Annotated in this window: 29 protein-coding genes; all 29 read right to left on the bottom strand. The window is 34.7% G+C overall.

Features of this window, described 5'->3' with window-relative positions:
- Positions 1-14: 14 nt before the first annotated feature.
- A complete protein-coding gene (locus EL165_RS20880) occupies positions 15-314 on the bottom strand; it encodes a hypothetical protein (protein WP_041462134.1) in 300 nt (99 codons plus the stop codon).
- A 24-nt stretch (positions 315-338) separates the two neighbouring features.
- A complete protein-coding gene (locus tag EL165_RS25955) occupies positions 339-482 on the bottom strand; it encodes a hypothetical protein (protein WP_164720347.1) in 144 nt (47 codons plus the stop codon).
- A gap of 26 nt (positions 483-508) precedes the next feature.
- Positions 509-1,360: a DNA-methyltransferase gene (locus EL165_RS20875; protein WP_228370589.1), complete on the bottom strand. Its 852-nt coding sequence runs from the start codon at positions 1,358-1,360 to the stop codon at positions 509-511.
- Positions 1,361-1,499: 139 nt separating this feature from the next.
- A complete protein-coding gene (locus EL165_RS20870) occupies positions 1,500-1,685 on the bottom strand; it encodes a hypothetical protein (RefSeq protein WP_002984566.1) in 186 nt (61 codons plus the stop codon).
- 288 nt (positions 1,686-1,973) lie between these two features.
- Positions 1,974-2,135, bottom strand: a complete 162-nt coding sequence (locus EL165_RS25950) for a hypothetical protein (protein ID WP_164720346.1) — start codon at positions 2,133-2,135, stop codon at positions 1,974-1,976.
- Between the two features lie 47 nt (positions 2,136-2,182).
- Positions 2,183-2,371: a hypothetical protein gene (locus EL165_RS20865; protein ID WP_126358686.1), complete on the bottom strand. Its 189-nt coding sequence runs from the start codon at positions 2,369-2,371 to the stop codon at positions 2,183-2,185.
- Positions 2,372-2,478: 107 nt separating this feature from the next.
- Positions 2,479-3,051, bottom strand: coding sequence for a recombination protein NinG (locus EL165_RS20860; RefSeq protein WP_002984571.1), 573 nt, complete (start codon positions 3,049-3,051; stop codon positions 2,479-2,481).
- Positions 3,052-3,200: 149 nt separating this feature from the next.
- A complete protein-coding gene (locus tag EL165_RS20855; protein WP_126358685.1) occupies positions 3,201-3,410 on the bottom strand; it encodes a hypothetical protein in 210 nt (69 codons plus the stop codon).
- Positions 3,411-3,418: 8 nt separating this feature from the next.
- Entirely contained in the window at positions 3,419-3,673 is a 255-nt protein-coding gene (locus EL165_RS20850) for a hypothetical protein (RefSeq protein ID WP_002984575.1), read from the bottom strand.
- Positions 3,674-4,070: 397 nt separating this feature from the next.
- Positions 4,071-4,547, bottom strand: coding sequence for a hypothetical protein (locus EL165_RS20845; protein ID WP_002984578.1), 477 nt, complete (start codon positions 4,545-4,547; stop codon positions 4,071-4,073).
- Between the two features lie 6 nt (positions 4,548-4,553).
- Positions 4,554-4,805, bottom strand: a complete 252-nt coding sequence (locus EL165_RS20840) for a hypothetical protein (RefSeq protein WP_002984580.1) — start codon at positions 4,803-4,805, stop codon at positions 4,554-4,556.
- A 39-nt stretch (positions 4,806-4,844) separates the two neighbouring features.
- Positions 4,845-5,048, bottom strand: a complete 204-nt coding sequence (locus EL165_RS20835; RefSeq protein WP_002984582.1) for a hypothetical protein — start codon at positions 5,046-5,048, stop codon at positions 4,845-4,847.
- A gap of 4 nt (positions 5,049-5,052) precedes the next feature.
- Complete coding sequence (locus tag EL165_RS20830; RefSeq protein WP_002984585.1) at positions 5,053-5,532, bottom strand: hypothetical protein; 480 nt, start codon at positions 5,530-5,532, stop codon at positions 5,053-5,055.
- A 283-nt stretch (positions 5,533-5,815) separates the two neighbouring features.
- The gene (locus tag EL165_RS20825; RefSeq protein WP_002984587.1) at positions 5,816-6,001 is read right to left on the bottom strand and encodes a hypothetical protein; all 186 of its coding nucleotides are present in this window, start codon (positions 5,999-6,001) and stop codon (positions 5,816-5,818) included.
- Entirely contained in the window at positions 5,998-6,120 is a 123-nt protein-coding gene (locus EL165_RS26515) for a hypothetical protein (protein WP_002984589.1), read from the bottom strand. Before EL165_RS26515 ends, EL165_RS20825 begins: the two co-directional genes overlap by 4 nt.
- Before the next feature lie 2 nt (positions 6,121-6,122).
- Complete coding sequence (locus EL165_RS20820; RefSeq protein WP_002984590.1) at positions 6,123-6,437, bottom strand: hypothetical protein; 315 nt, start codon at positions 6,435-6,437, stop codon at positions 6,123-6,125.
- 295 nt (positions 6,438-6,732) lie between these two features.
- Positions 6,733-7,374, bottom strand: a complete 642-nt coding sequence (locus EL165_RS20815; protein WP_002984593.1) for a helix-turn-helix domain-containing protein — start codon at positions 7,372-7,374, stop codon at positions 6,733-6,735.
- Complete coding sequence (locus tag EL165_RS20810; protein WP_126358684.1) at positions 7,358-8,083, bottom strand: hypothetical protein; 726 nt, start codon at positions 8,081-8,083, stop codon at positions 7,358-7,360. The genes EL165_RS20815 and EL165_RS20810 overlap by 17 nt, the downstream gene beginning before the upstream one ends.
- Positions 8,084-8,090: 7 nt before the next feature.
- Positions 8,091-9,002, bottom strand: coding sequence for a DUF1376 domain-containing protein (locus tag EL165_RS20805; RefSeq protein ID WP_002984597.1), 912 nt, complete (start codon positions 9,000-9,002; stop codon positions 8,091-8,093).
- 75 nt (positions 9,003-9,077) lie between these two features.
- Positions 9,078-9,506, bottom strand: coding sequence for a helix-turn-helix domain-containing protein (locus EL165_RS20800; RefSeq protein ID WP_002984599.1), 429 nt, complete (start codon positions 9,504-9,506; stop codon positions 9,078-9,080).
- Complete coding sequence (locus EL165_RS25945; RefSeq protein WP_002984601.1) at positions 9,466-9,609, bottom strand: hypothetical protein; 144 nt, start codon at positions 9,607-9,609, stop codon at positions 9,466-9,468. The genes EL165_RS20800 and EL165_RS25945 overlap by 41 nt, the downstream gene beginning before the upstream one ends.
- Positions 9,609-10,526: a hypothetical protein gene (locus EL165_RS20795; RefSeq protein ID WP_002984603.1), complete on the bottom strand. Its 918-nt coding sequence runs from the start codon at positions 10,524-10,526 to the stop codon at positions 9,609-9,611. The genes EL165_RS25945 and EL165_RS20795 overlap by 1 nt, the downstream gene beginning before the upstream one ends.
- A 2-nt stretch (positions 10,527-10,528) precedes the next feature.
- Positions 10,529-11,398, bottom strand: coding sequence for a recombinase RecT (locus tag EL165_RS20790; protein ID WP_002984605.1), 870 nt, complete (start codon positions 11,396-11,398; stop codon positions 10,529-10,531).
- Between the two features lie 2 nt (positions 11,399-11,400).
- Entirely contained in the window at positions 11,401-11,676 is a 276-nt protein-coding gene (locus tag EL165_RS20785; protein WP_002984607.1) for a hypothetical protein, read from the bottom strand.
- Between the two features lie 6 nt (positions 11,677-11,682).
- Positions 11,683-12,477: a pentapeptide repeat-containing protein gene (locus EL165_RS20780; protein ID WP_126358683.1), complete on the bottom strand. Its 795-nt coding sequence runs from the start codon at positions 12,475-12,477 to the stop codon at positions 11,683-11,685.
- 2 nt (positions 12,478-12,479) lie between these two features.
- Entirely contained in the window at positions 12,480-12,626 is a 147-nt protein-coding gene (locus EL165_RS25940; RefSeq protein ID WP_002984611.1) for a hypothetical protein, read from the bottom strand.
- 292 nt (positions 12,627-12,918) lie between these two features.
- A complete protein-coding gene (locus tag EL165_RS20775) occupies positions 12,919-13,104 on the bottom strand; it encodes a hypothetical protein (RefSeq protein ID WP_002984615.1) in 186 nt (61 codons plus the stop codon).
- The gene (locus EL165_RS20770) at positions 13,101-13,367 is read right to left on the bottom strand and encodes a hypothetical protein (RefSeq protein ID WP_002984617.1); all 267 of its coding nucleotides are present in this window, start codon (positions 13,365-13,367) and stop codon (positions 13,101-13,103) included. The genes EL165_RS20775 and EL165_RS20770 overlap by 4 nt, the downstream gene beginning before the upstream one ends.
- A gap of 82 nt (positions 13,368-13,449) precedes the next feature.
- Positions 13,450-13,842 carry a hypothetical protein gene (locus EL165_RS20765; protein ID WP_002984619.1) on the bottom strand — a complete coding sequence of 131 codons (393 nt, stop codon included), beginning with the start codon at positions 13,840-13,842 and terminating at the stop codon, positions 13,450-13,452.
- Positions 13,843-13,901: the final 59 nt, after the last annotated feature.

Raw genomic sequence — 13,901 nt, 5'->3', positions numbered from 1 at the left:
ATTTTAGATTTTTTCTACTTGGTTTTTACAATGTGATAGTCAAAATAGTAAGTATTAGAACTTATCTGAACTTCTCTTGCTATTGCATAACTCTCAAACCTCATGCAATTAACTGAATCAGGAAACGGATGCCCTTCCAACCACTCTTCAATTGTCTTATAGCTTTTAGGTATCAAAGAATGCTCTTCCTTGATCTTATCTTCTAATCTCCTAAACTCAGCTAACTCATTATCTTTACTAATTAAAGCTTTCGTTAATTCTGCTTTTTCAGATAATAGCTTTTGAAAATTATATTCGTACTCTTTTCTCTCCATACTCCCTAAATTAAAAACCCACAACTATAATTCAACAACAGTTGCTGTTGTTACTAAATCGCCATGCAAATCATAACCTTTTTGAATTGCTTCCTTTTCGTTATTAGCTTCAAGAATAAATGAAAAGCTATGTGTTTTTGTCCTTACTATAAATCTGTATTTTTTCATAATCATTTCAATAATTAAAAACCCCGCTACCTAAATAATTCAGGCTGCAACGGTTGTAGTTTTTCTATCCTTTCTTTTCCCTTTTCAAAATACTCCTGATCTATCTCACAGGCTATTCCTTTCATTCCCATATTGTGTACAGCTTCCATACAAGACATTGAACCTCCGAAGAAGTCAGCTACTATAATTTCCTCACGAGGTTTTGATTCTGGAATAACAAGTGCTAAAAGCCGTTCTAAAAGACGGACTGGTTTTTCGGTAGGATGAATTGTACCATAATGATTTCTTTTTACATTTATAATACTCTTTTCTTTCATTCCATACACTACCGACTGCATAGTTTTAACCGATCGACATTGTTCTTTACTCACACCTTGTATTGTAGTATTAAACCCTCGTTTTTTATCTTCACCAAACTCTATCATTCTTTTGGTCATAAATAACTCTAAAGCTTCCAGTTCCTTTGTGTTATTAAGTGCTGATTTGATTCTTTTAATATCTTGAATTATGCTAGATATATTTTCTTGCTTAACCTCAAGATAAGGTACCCGTACATTATTTATTCCCGCATCTTTCCCAAATATCACAACGGTTTCATGACACCTGCTAATTGCGTGCATTGAGGAAGTTGTGTAAGATTTGTTCCATATAATTTCCTCTTTGAAGCTAAATTTTAGCTCTGAAAGAATCGTATTCCAACGATAGAAACTTTCACCACGGCCAAACATCACGATAAAACCATTTTTTGTTAAAAGCCTTCTGCATTCTGAGAAAAACTTATGCTCATCAAACGGTCTTTCAAGCTTTTGATTTTTCAAGTACAAATACGGCGGATCTATACAGATCACGTCAATACTTTCATCTGGAAGTCTTTTCATTAATTCCAGGTTGTCTTCATTAAATAATTTAATCCTCTCCATAAAAAATACCCGCTACCTATTACAGCAGCGGGACACCAAATCACAAAATATTAATATGAAAAAAATAGTTCCTACTGCATTAAATCAATCCACATTATTAAGACTCTTTGTATCGCCTTATTAGTTCCGCTATAAGCAAATCAGAATCATACCTATTTGGAGGCACTGTCATTCTGAACTTCTTTCCTCCTTGACATAAGTCGGATAAAATCTGATCTACTTTTTCAATTAGCTCTTCTTTTGGAATAGCTTCAATTTGTTTTCTTAACTCCTCACTTGTCATACTTCATTTTTTTAAAAAAAAGAACAATGGGGTTTTCAGCATACTTTTAAGAGCCTCCTCCCAGCAACACCTCCAAGTGTTTTCAGAGTAATCCACTCGCACCTCACGTGCTAAACGCTACTATCTCATTACTGCGGTCTTACCCGCCACTGTTCTTTGGTTGCCCGTCTTTCCGGGCTGTCATAACTTAATTTAAAACATATACTATGCTTTGCTGATGCTCCCTGTTTCGCTCAGTAACACTTATCTATTGTTAAGGTCGTATATCTCATATACTGGCAACACGTTTTAATATTTTGGTATAACTTTAATCCTACCATTACCCAAATCCTCTATTTCATATTCAGTAAAAGTTTTTACACCTGCTTTTTTGAGCAATTCTTTATGCGGAATTCCAATGTTTGTATTAGAAAATTCAGCTCTTTTTTTAGAATTATTAGTCACTTTCATATTCATTTCTATTTAGCGCATTACCTATATGCTAGCATCACGTTTTATTACTTTTTCTCAAACAATACAATTTTACCGTCCTTACCAAAAATAAAGGCTATAAAGCCAGACATAACTGCAGAAATAAATTCGTAAAAAGTATACTCTTTTACAAATAACAGATACGTTGAACCTACGAATAAAAAAACAGATCCTGAGTATAAAACAACTCTTAAAAATTTAGCCCACTTTGTCATTTTATTATTTTTTATTTTCTCTTTAAAAACACCAAGCACCCTCCTTCATCTAACCAACTCACAACCCCGACCGCACTCATCATCTGTGCTTGGTAATTCAACAACAATTAAATAGTTATAAGATCCTTTTTCATTTCCCTAATCTTTAAGCGGTAATACTCAATCTTTTCTTTTATCTCGGGTATGGACAACTTTAAAACTCCATTTCTAGCTTTGAACTCTAAAGCCTCGAATCTTTCAATTCCAATTTTTTCAATAAGCCTCGGACGATATTCGTTAATGTTTCCGGACTTTTTTAGGTTGCAATTATTGCTACATTGCTTATGGACATTATCTTCATCAAATCTCACGTTAGGAAATCCACCTGTAGTCCAAAAATGCCCCGCGTCGTACTTAATATCTGTTCTCGTAGTTCCACAGCTTATACAAGGCTTATCTCTATCTCTTAAACGAATAAATGTATTGAAGTCTTTTTGCAGGTCCTGCAACCAGTCGCTTTGAGTCTTTAATTTCTCCTTCCTGATCTTCTTCTCTTTTCTCCAAGCTTTAGCGTTTTTCTTGTCTACATCTGATTTAGCATAAGCAAGTGCGCAGGTCAAAGAACAAACTCTTTCAGTTGTCTTAAACGGCATAAAATCCTCCCCACATACTACGCACTCCTTAGGCTTTATATCCTTCATTTCCAACTGCTTTACAGTAAAGTTACGAAAACGAAAATTACAAAACAACACTCAATCTAACTTTTTTTATAGTTTTTACTAACAATTTTTATTTACTATTCTAACAATGAAATTTTGGACAAAAAAATACCCCTGTTAATTCAGGGGCTTTATTTTGGTAACGTAACTCTAATATTATTCAAGCTTTGAAAAATATGTATTTTCTTCTGCTTTGCCATCCGATATAAAAACTCGTTTCTTTCTTGCAATGGCAATTTTAAAATGTGATCAAATGCTCCCATAGTGACGCCGTTTGAACCTCCATCTTTTTTAAACTGTTCGGTAACGATTTCAATTATTTGCTTCTCTATTTCTTCCATGTTTTCCATTAGAATTCATATGCTTCTTTAAGCAGTTCATACGCTTGTTTAATTGAACATCCTACTGTTACTAAATTTATGAATTCTTGGTTATATTCATCAGGAATCAAAAAAAATAGTTCTTCATTATTTTGCAAGTCGTCTGGATCACAAACTTTTTTCAATTCGTTATATTCTAAACTACAGCATTGATACAGTGCTTTATGAAAATCCATAAAAGCATTTGCTGCGCAATTTGCGGATTTCCCTATATTATTTTCCATGGAGTAAAGATACTAAAACAGATAGAAAAGTAAGTACACCACGCATGCAATCCAAAACCACGCAATCGCACCGATTATTCTCAATTCTGTGTCCTTATTCCTGAACAACAAGCATTCGTTAATAAATTCTTTCATTTTACTAATTTAGTTTTGTTATTTGGTTTTGTATTGTGTGTTTCCGTAATTAGACAAGCCATATTCCATTTCTTCTAACAAATTGAGATCGTTCAATCTCAACCACATCTCCCGTATCTTCATCAATATAATCTTCTTTCCATGTGATCTTTATCTGATATAAGTAAAGATTCTAAATATAAATTTCGGTTCTCCTGATTAAGATGTTTTATTTTTTGTTCGTTTTTCTTAATCTTATTTTCAATTTGCTTTCTTGTCATCTTTACAGTATTTCAAAGATTATACATTTTGATGGGTTGAAGGTTCGTGATTCTGATTTCTTCCATTTTTCATGATCTAAATAATACTGAGCAAAGTCAGTTTCGCAATCATCGTTACTATAATCATAATGTGAAGGTTCCGGATTATCTCCCCAATGGTAGTTTTTCGATTGTATGGCAGAAATGAAGGATTCTAAAGCGGTAAGTTTGTACGCTCTTGGATTATGATGATTGTAATCGACAAAATAACCTAAGTCAAAACCATCTACTATTTCATAAGCAATATCCTCCGTAAGATCAGAGCCTTTGCAGATTTCTTTTATTTTTTCAAATCCCACCCTGATAGCTCCATCATTGTATTCATTCTCTTTTTTAAACTTAAAGAATATGAATTCTTTATGATATTTATATACTTCAGGCATTTCTGGGAACTCCACAATAAGGAGTCTTTTATTTGTGGTTATCTCTAACTGTTTCATGATTCTTTAATTTTCTGAATTGGTTATTTTTATAGCTGTGAACTCTATCCATTCACCATAATATTCAACTCCAAAATTGTAAGTATATCCATACTTAGTACATGTATTCTGTAGTAGTTCTTTATTTTCTATTCTAACAGGGAACCCGTCATTTGTTACAACAGGATCACCTTTTTCTATTCTGCCAAACAGCCTACCGTATTCAACACCTGCAGTAAAGCTTTGTGATTGATCTGGAAATTTTATAAATAGTTCCATAATTCTTGTTTTAAAGTGCTACCCTAAGATGGCACGGGGTTAAAATCCATCAAATTCAGGCATTTTATCAATTTCTTCCTGAGTGTGATACTCAATGCCAAATTGAAACTCTAATGTTTCATTATCCTGGCAATTTTCCATAATCTCCACCTTTAAGTTTTCTAGTATTCCATCAATGTCTGTGTCAACAAATTTTGAGTTTCCCATTGAAATACTGTAACATTTAATTTTTTCGTTTTCCATTGTATTATTGTTTTTGAGTTAAAGTTGCTTTGTTGATGTATTCGGATTCTGGAAGGTTGAAGACGTTGAAATGGAATTTCAATAATTTTTCAAATTTCCATTGTGGTAATACGTCTAAGGGATCTTTGTTTTCAACCATTTTTAATGTTTTATTCCTATCTGCTATTGAAGTTGATATATATTCAATTGGTTTTATAATTAAGCAGTTGTGCTCTATCTCCTTGGTTAAATAGGATAGATCGTAGAGAAGTGGTTTAATCTCTGATAATTCATTGAAAGAGAAATAATACTTATCAGACACTTTAAATTCTCCGTATCCAAACTCTCCATTTGATATAGTGAATTCAGTTATTACCCCTGTTTTATTAGCGTGCTCGTTTGGATATTCGCTATCTAAATTATACTTTCCTTCATCTGATAGTCCTACATTAAGTTCATACGGAAGATAAGCTGAGTAAATTTTTAATAGTTCGTCTTTATTCATTGTTTTGTTTTTATAAGTGAGTGAAGGAATTTTATAAGTTCAGGGGATTGGTCTTTGAGATAAGGTTTAGAGAAATTCCATATCGTTAAATGCTCTTGATAATCTCTAGTGTGATTATTTTCACAAAACTCACCAGCTGTATTTACGTAATATTCAGATTCTGGATATAATATAAACAGCCAATCAAGCACATCATGAAGCATTGGGTCAAATTATAAATCTTTTAATGGCTTCAGTCTCGGCAGCTTCTCCCGGATCTCCCGGGTTAGTTCTTCTAGTTCTTTCATGATTTGTTAATATTTTTTTTCTCTTTTTGGAGCATCATTTCAACGAACTTTTTTGTGGTTAATGGCTTTGGGCATTCTTCCTTTGGGACCCCATCTTGTTGAGCACCAAGTTCACATCTATAAACTACAGCGAATTTTCCCCCATCTTCAAGTGCTTTACATTTGTCACATGTCTTTTTCATCTGATTATATTTTCGGGATTAATGATTGATGATTTATCTACTCTTGTCATCATGCCTTTTGGTTCGATACAAGCCTTCTCCGCTATTCTCTTCTGCTGTTCAGCCTCTTGGTGACTCATGGCTAGTTTTTTAAATTATTCAGTCTGTCAATTTCTGCAGCGATCATTGCGCCCGCCTTACAAAGCTGTTTCACTCGGTCATTCGGTGTAAACTTTAGCCATTTAAGCTCAAAAGGCCAGAAATGTAACCACATATCATTGCCCCACTGATGATCAACATAGCTTCTTGTGTCTTCGGTCATAGCATATAGTGCTGCCGCATCTGCAAGTTCCCCGTTTGAATGATGCTTATCATGTTCAGATGTCCATCCTTCAGACTCAATTTGTCTTTTTCTTTCGTCGGCGATTAACTCAATGCCTGTTTTAGTATTTTCCATTGTTGTTATTTTTAAAATTTGACGTAAAGAGTGTGCGTTCGCTGTTTTTTGCGAACTTTTTTTGCACTTAAAATTGTCTTTGATTTTTCCCTCCTTTTGGTCCTAATCTTTTAAATTCGATGATTACTGGAGTCTTTCTGCTCTTATCTGATGAGCTAAAAGACGTTTTTGATTGTGCAGTTAATTTTGCCATAATTTTTTAATTGTTGTTACTTTGATTTGACTTCGCTTCAGATCAGTACGCAGAACACTCTTACAACGAAAATGGAGAGTGGAGAGGGGTTTTAAAGAAAAACTAACCTTTCCTCAAAAGTGACTCCTGGAACTTTATAACGCGCTGTTGTTGTTCTTCAGTCGATGTTAAAAATGTAAATACAAAATCTTCTATTCCAATTTCTTTTTGGTCGAAATTTTCATTTCCGGTGAAGTGCTTGTTTAACTGTTTAAAGGCTGTTATAAGATCAAATACTCCATCCCGGGAATGAATCAAACCTTTGTTTTTTAACATCTTGGTTCCAGTGTCGATGATCGTTGTTCCGATAGCGCAGAAGCTTAACCATTTTTCTACCGCATCCCTGTCTTTATCATTGTAGTTTTGCGGACCAGTTAAAGGCTTTATAAGTGGTTTTTGTTGTACTTGTGCGGAGTTGATGAAAGAAACTGACACCGGCACGTTTGTTCTGTTTTTTAAAAGTTTTGAGTAATTCATTTTCTTTAAAAAATTTTCTTCGTTAAAGTTTTTTATTCTGTTTTTAAATTCCTGATTGAACTGTGATAGCCCTTCATACTTTCGTAAGTGATACATTACTGTTGAGTGATCTTTTTTTACGATTCTAGCAATATTCATCAGCGTATATCCGGCATTTCGTAAGTTGTAAATGAATATCGAAAGATCATCAAGCATATCCGTTGGCGTTCGGTTAACTTTTGTTTTCATGGCCTTTTGATTTTTGATATAGTCTTTTCCAATGCTGTAACCAAACTTCTTCAGATGACTCGTTCAATTTCATATATAGCACATAATTTGTGATCATTTCATTCTGAAATTCTACGTAAACATCTTTTTTTATTACTTTAGGCAATGCAGATCCGTCACTTGACAATTTACCTTCTGCCGTTTCAGGGACATAATTCTTAAGAAAATTCTCAACAAATTGTAGCTTCACCTTATCACCTCTTTCGCTTTTAATTAGATCATAGAAAACCGGTGTTGCAATCACTCTTCCATCGGATTTAAATCTGTGATAATCCTTCTGAATATTATCAAATGTCAAAGCTTCATACTCTTCTTTTGTCATTTTAGGAGGTGGAGGGTTAAGCAAATTGCTAATTTCCTTTTTCCCGTTTTGATGCTTTTGATCTCTTGATTTAAATTCTGAATACCCACGCTCTATTTCAGAAAGGTTTATTTGGTTTATTTCTCGGTATATTTTTACATTCTGATCATCTACCATTAGAATTCCTTTTGAAGCGAAATTTAGTGCCAATATGAACTCGTCCTCGGTTAAATCACATCGCCTTCCAAAGTCTTTTACTTTTGCCTTGGCAATATTGTAATCTGAAAATGGATCTTTTTCTGGATTCTCTCCATTATCAACAAATTTAGGATCGATGAAAAGTATTACTCGGTTAGCCAGTCTTTCCAAAACTTCTTCACTCGACCACTTCAGCTTCGATTGTGACATCTCCGCTTTCACTGTTTCCGGTAGACTGTTCACGAGCTTGTCTGGCAAGTATGGAAGAAGCGGATACTTTCCCGGATGTCGGATTACCTCTGGCGGTATTTCCATTTTGATTACCAAATCCGTTTTGCTGGTTGTTGTTATTTGATTTTCCATAAATTGGTTTTATGTGAGGTATTGTATTTTGAATTTTTAATTTCCAGTTTTCAATCTTTTTGCCATATCCATCTTTCCAACCTGAAGCAACCCATGTATCGTATTTTGATTCTATCTGAGATTGATACTGTTCTTTTTTTCCGATTTTATTTTCTTCGATGTACTCAAGAGCATAATTTGAAAAATCTTCTTTTGATGGAATATCTTTATTTATACTTTTATCTTTATTTATATTTACATCTACATCTTCATTTATATATAGCTTAAGCATTTGCTCAAGCATTTGCTTGTTTTTTGCTTGTTCTATTTCTTCGTCATTCATTTGATATAATGAATCTTTCAATCTCGCTAAATACTTATTATTAAAGCCTTTAATAGTTTTTGCGAGCTTAATTATTACTCCAATATTGCCACTTTTAGCTCGTTTTGACTTAAAGTCCTGGCGTTTTGAAATTATTTCCTCGGCGAAGTTATTTTTCCATTTTCCTTCGCATAGCTTAAACTTTAGCTTAAGCACTTGCTCAAGCATTTGCTCAAGCATTTGATATTCACTTGGTAGTATTCTACATATTCCTGCTATAACATCAGTATCATCCGGAATGCCATCAGGGTTATCATATTGGTAGAATAGCAAGTCCATATACCACGCCCTCAAATGTGCCTTCATTCCATTTGTTGACGAAATCCACTTGTCAAAATAGACAAGAACTGCAGGATCTTTTGCCATATCTTTTTTTTAACTTTTGGTAATTCAATTTGGTTTTACCCATGCTAAAACATCACTAATGCATGGTAGTTTTTTTTAAAGCTTGTCAATAGCTCTTTGTATTCTCACTCTTTCAACTTCTTCTGGTTTGAAGAAAAACCTGCTGCCTATTTTCTTATATTCAATTTCGCCTCTTCGTTTGATATGCTGAAGATTTTTCGTTGTAATTCTGAGTTCTTTGGCAGCTTCTTTGACATTCAACAGTCCAACGCCTATCTTTTCAGGTTTTGGATTTTTTGATCTCTCTTTTTCCAGCTCAATAGTGTACTGGCATTCTCCAGGTTTAGCAAATCTGGCCTTGCGATTTAGAGTTTTAGCGTATATGAGTGTAGCAGTTGCGTCAATTTTTCCTAATTCAATTGAGACTTTACTATTGGGAATTTTGTCTCCTGGCAAATAGCCAAATTCTTTACATAGGCTTGCTTTAATTACCTCTATTTCTGGGATTGGTTTTGGGTTTTTCATTGGTTTTCTTTTTGTCGTTTTCGATTCTTATTAAGCGTTTTTCGTTCCATTTGAAGAGGCCGTTTGAATCACGGCCTGACCAGTATCCGTCTTTTTCTTTCATTATGCCACTTTAAAAAGTTGTGAGGCCATTTCTACGGTCAAACTGTTAAGTCTTTCTCTGCAAAGTCTAATTTGCTCATACAAAGCCTGAATTGCTTCTTTAGAATATTCAAGCTCAAAGACTTTTATTCTCAGTTCTTTCGGAATTTCAAAGAAATCTGTAAACCACTTTTTTTCTATTAACATTGATTCCTGGCAGAATTCATCTAATCCCTGTTCTGTGTAAATCATATTAGATACGGTTTCGACAACTAGAGGAATTCTGTCTTCTTTCACATTTCCGTTGATGTCGTAAATTCCTTGCTTCCAATCTAACCGCCTTAATTCATCAATAATGATTTTATTTGGAGTATCTACCAGAGCATAAACCAGCTCAGCTTCTTTGATTCCGGTTAATTCCATATAACCTTGTAATTGCCACTCATAATCCTTATTTACTATAACCGTTTCATACATTGGGAAGGAATCTAATGACCAGCTATTTTTCATATCGCGAACTTTCTTCTGAACATTATCCGGTGTCCCGTGAATGAATTTGTTTTTGTAATACTTTTGATTCTTCAGAAACAGAGTATTTTTAACTTCAGAGTAAAGTGTGATCGACTTTTCTTCAACTACGATTCCTTTTTCTGTAAACTTATTTGAGATCTGGCGGTCACGCTTCATGAAAAATCCTTTGTGAATATCTGTCAGATGAGTTACGACGCCTTTTGATAGTTCCGGTTTTTCTTCTTTCTTACGGATCAGATCACCCATCTTAATAATCTGTTTGTCGGTAATTTTTCCAGCCAATATTTTTGATCTGAGTTCCGAAAGTTCCTTTTCTTGATTTGCCGTTAAAGCAGGAGAAACTCCTACCATTAACTTTCCTAATTGTGAACATCTGAATAAATGCTCATTAAAATCAACTACTTTCATAATTATGCGGATTGAAGTTCATCTTCTCTGGCCTCGTAGTAGAACATCAGTTGTTCGGGAACACTTTCTTTAAGCTGTTCTAAAGCTTCAAGTGTATCGGCTTTATCAATGAATAGCTTAATACGTTTCTCTTCTTCATTTACATTTTCAGCCTCAATGTCGATAGTGTTTGAGCTATCCACATAATCATAACTTCCCATTTCTTTTTGAACACTTTGATCGGCAAGGTGAGCATTTTGCATTTCTACACTCATTATACCCCATTTAGAAATAAGATTTTTGAGTACTGTTTTTTTTGCCATTGCATGAAATTGTTCCTTATCATTCCACGGAGACATTGAACCTTTGCCATAAGCCTGAGAATACTTTTTAGCATGGGTAATGACTTCTTCTTTACTCCAATATGTTGTTTTTGAAAATCCGGATTTTAATTTCATGTATCCAGCATATCCCACTATTTCTCCTTCACCCTGCACATCAAAGTCGGCTTCTAATTCTTCGGTTAACCTGTTGAATGATTTGAATTGATTTTCATAAACTTCTGTTGTATTTATGTTTTGATACTGATTAGTCCTTAGGGCTAGTTGAACAAAACCCTTCCATCCCATTTGAAACTGCGCTGAACCTTTATAAGGAACAATCCAAGCAAAACCCAAATTCGGATTAATTGGAAGGTCTAAAACAGCGGCTGTTGCTGCGGCATTATAAACCGTCATAGGGTCTGCATTCTGAAGTAACTTATTTCCGTTTACGATTTGAAGGACAGAAGAAATAAATCCTTGTGCTTTTTTTCCTAGTAGCTTTTCAAACTTTTCCTGAACATTAGTTTGGTTGAAAAGTGTTAATGCTGATTTTTGATTTGTTGCTGACATGATTAATTAATTGTTTTTGAATAGACCGCGTAAGACTTACTGCCGATCTTTTTTGATGAGGTTTGATAGATTTTATGTTTTGCTTTTAGCTCTGAGAAGCGTCCGGAAATTGTGTGTATCGGAACTCTCAGTATAGTCGCGATCTCTATTGTTGATCTTTTCCCGTCTACTTCATTTAATACTTTCTCCCACATCTTTGGAATAGTCTCCTTTACTTGTTGGAATGCCAGTTTGGAATTTGCGTTGTTCCTCCCCCGGCTGTAGTCAATTGGCTCCATAATCTTCTATTTCATGAATTCGTAATATGCTTTATATGCTAAGAAAGAAGCTTGAATACGCTTAAAATCTTCAGTATTCCTTTCTGTACTATACTCTTCTGTTCCGGAAAACCACTTTTCCCATTCTTCAAATGTTTTTTCTTTACAACCAATTCGAAGTAAATCTCCTTTTATTGCTATTCCCCACTTCATGTAAATTGGCAAGTAGGCTTTATCTAACTCTTTTGCTCCGTAAAGGTTTGCTCCGTAAAGGTTTGCTCTGAAAAGGTTTGCTCCGTCAAGGTTTGCTCTGAAAAGGTTTGCTCCGTCAAGGTTTGTTCTGACAAGGTTTGCTCCGTAAAGGTTTGCTCCGTCAAGGTTTGCTCCGTCAAGGTTTGCTCCGTCAAGGTTTGCTCCGTCAAGGTTTGCTCCGTAAAGGTTTGCTCCGTCAAGGTTTGCTCCGTCAAGGTTTGCTCTGAAAAGGTTTGCTCCGTCAAGGTTTGCTCTGACAAGGTTTGCTCCGTCAAGGTTTGCTCCGTCAAGGTTTGCTCTGACAAGGTTTGCTCCGTAAAGGTTTGCTCCGTCAAGGTTTGCTCCGTCAAGGTTTGCTCCGTCAAGGTTTGCTCCGTAAAGGTTTGCTCTGACAAGGTTTGCTCCGTCAAGGTTTGCTCTGACAAGGTTTGCTCTGACAAGGTTTGCTCCGTCAAGGTTTGCTCCGTCTTTAACAGCCTGTTGTAATGTTTCTTTTATGGTATTATCTTCTTTTTCTAGTTCAAAGAGTAATTTTCCTAACACTGATTTGATTTGGATTTTTATTTTCATGATTATTGATTTGATTGTTTAAACTCTTTGATGAACTCGTTTAAGGCTGATATTTCAAGGTCTGAAAGTTTATCGTGCCCTAGTCTTTTGTGATTCACATACCAGATGCCGGAATGATTTTCTATTTTAATAATTGCTGAATGTGTCATGATGTTTTAGGTAAATAATGTTTACAATTTTTTCTTATAAAGTCAAAATCCGGATGCACGGGAATTCCTGAATCAGAAAACTTGCATAGATTAGTTTGCCATGTTTGACGATAAGGCTCTTCCATATCATTGTGGTCAATTAAAATACATTTGTGGATGCAAGACAGACATGATCTAAATTTTGGATTCTTCCAGCAAGTACAATTTTGCTCATGATTTAAAGCCTTTTGTTTTTTCCAAAATCCCCTACCGCAATCAGAATAGTATCTAGTTACTTTTTTAGATTTCATGATTATGCTTTTTTAAGTGCCCAGTATTCGTTTATTAAACTTTGATCGAACATTACCGCAAATGGATTAGATAATTTAAAAGCTATCTTAAGTCTCTCAAGCCAAAACTGATCTTTAATCCCTACCGGTTCAGTTACAATTTGTTTTCTTTCGGCAATTGGCTTTTGAAGGTAGTCTGTTAGGTTCATATCTCTGTAGCTTCTTTGATTAACTGAATAATTTCTTTTTGAGTTTCAGATGTAATACATCCTAATAAGTGTTGCTGTTCTACAACTTTCTTAAGCATTTCAAGCATTTTATCAGCTTTACTTTCGGCATTCAAAGGGACAAATACCGGATTTGCGATATTTACTTTACCTTCTTCTCTACAGTATATATATCCTCCTGGCACTCTGGTTATTTTAAAATCTAAACTTCTAGTCCAGTCATGTAAGTTAATTGGTAGATTCATGATTTTTAGTGATATTTTATTAAGTATTCTACGAAGTAATTGTACTGTTGGCCGAACCAACGCATTGTTAATAGTAAGGTTCTCATGATGCTGTAAAATAATGGTTAAATGAAATTTGACCTCTCTCGATCATTTTGATGTTCAAACTGTACTGAGCCTGCTGGCACGCTTCCCTCAACGTTGAGACTCTTTCTCTGAAAAATGATTTACCGCCTTTTCTGTAAGTCTGAAACCAGCGAGCAATCATTCTTTTAATTTGCTTATATCCAGGATTCGATTTTAAAACTATTCCGGAAACCTGCCCGAGGTTATTCAAAATATGATACTGCCCTCTTATTACATGAATCCTTTCTCCATCTTCCAACCACACAAACCCATGAATCATTTCTTTGTTAGTCCTATAATCAGTTTGCTTGTAAAAATCAAAGCTTCTGATCTTCTTTCCTAAAATTGTTTTTTGTACTTTTGCTTCCATGATGTGGTAATTTTTTAATTACTTCGTTTTTGCCGAGTCACCTTTGCCCAGGTGGCTCA

This window comes from Chryseobacterium gleum (assembly GCF_900636535.1).
Classification (GTDB): Bacteria; Bacteroidota; Bacteroidia; order Flavobacteriales; family Weeksellaceae; genus Chryseobacterium; species Chryseobacterium gleum.
The sequence above is the reverse complement of the archived record's forward strand: the minus strand, read 5'-3'. Positions and strand labels throughout refer to the sequence as shown.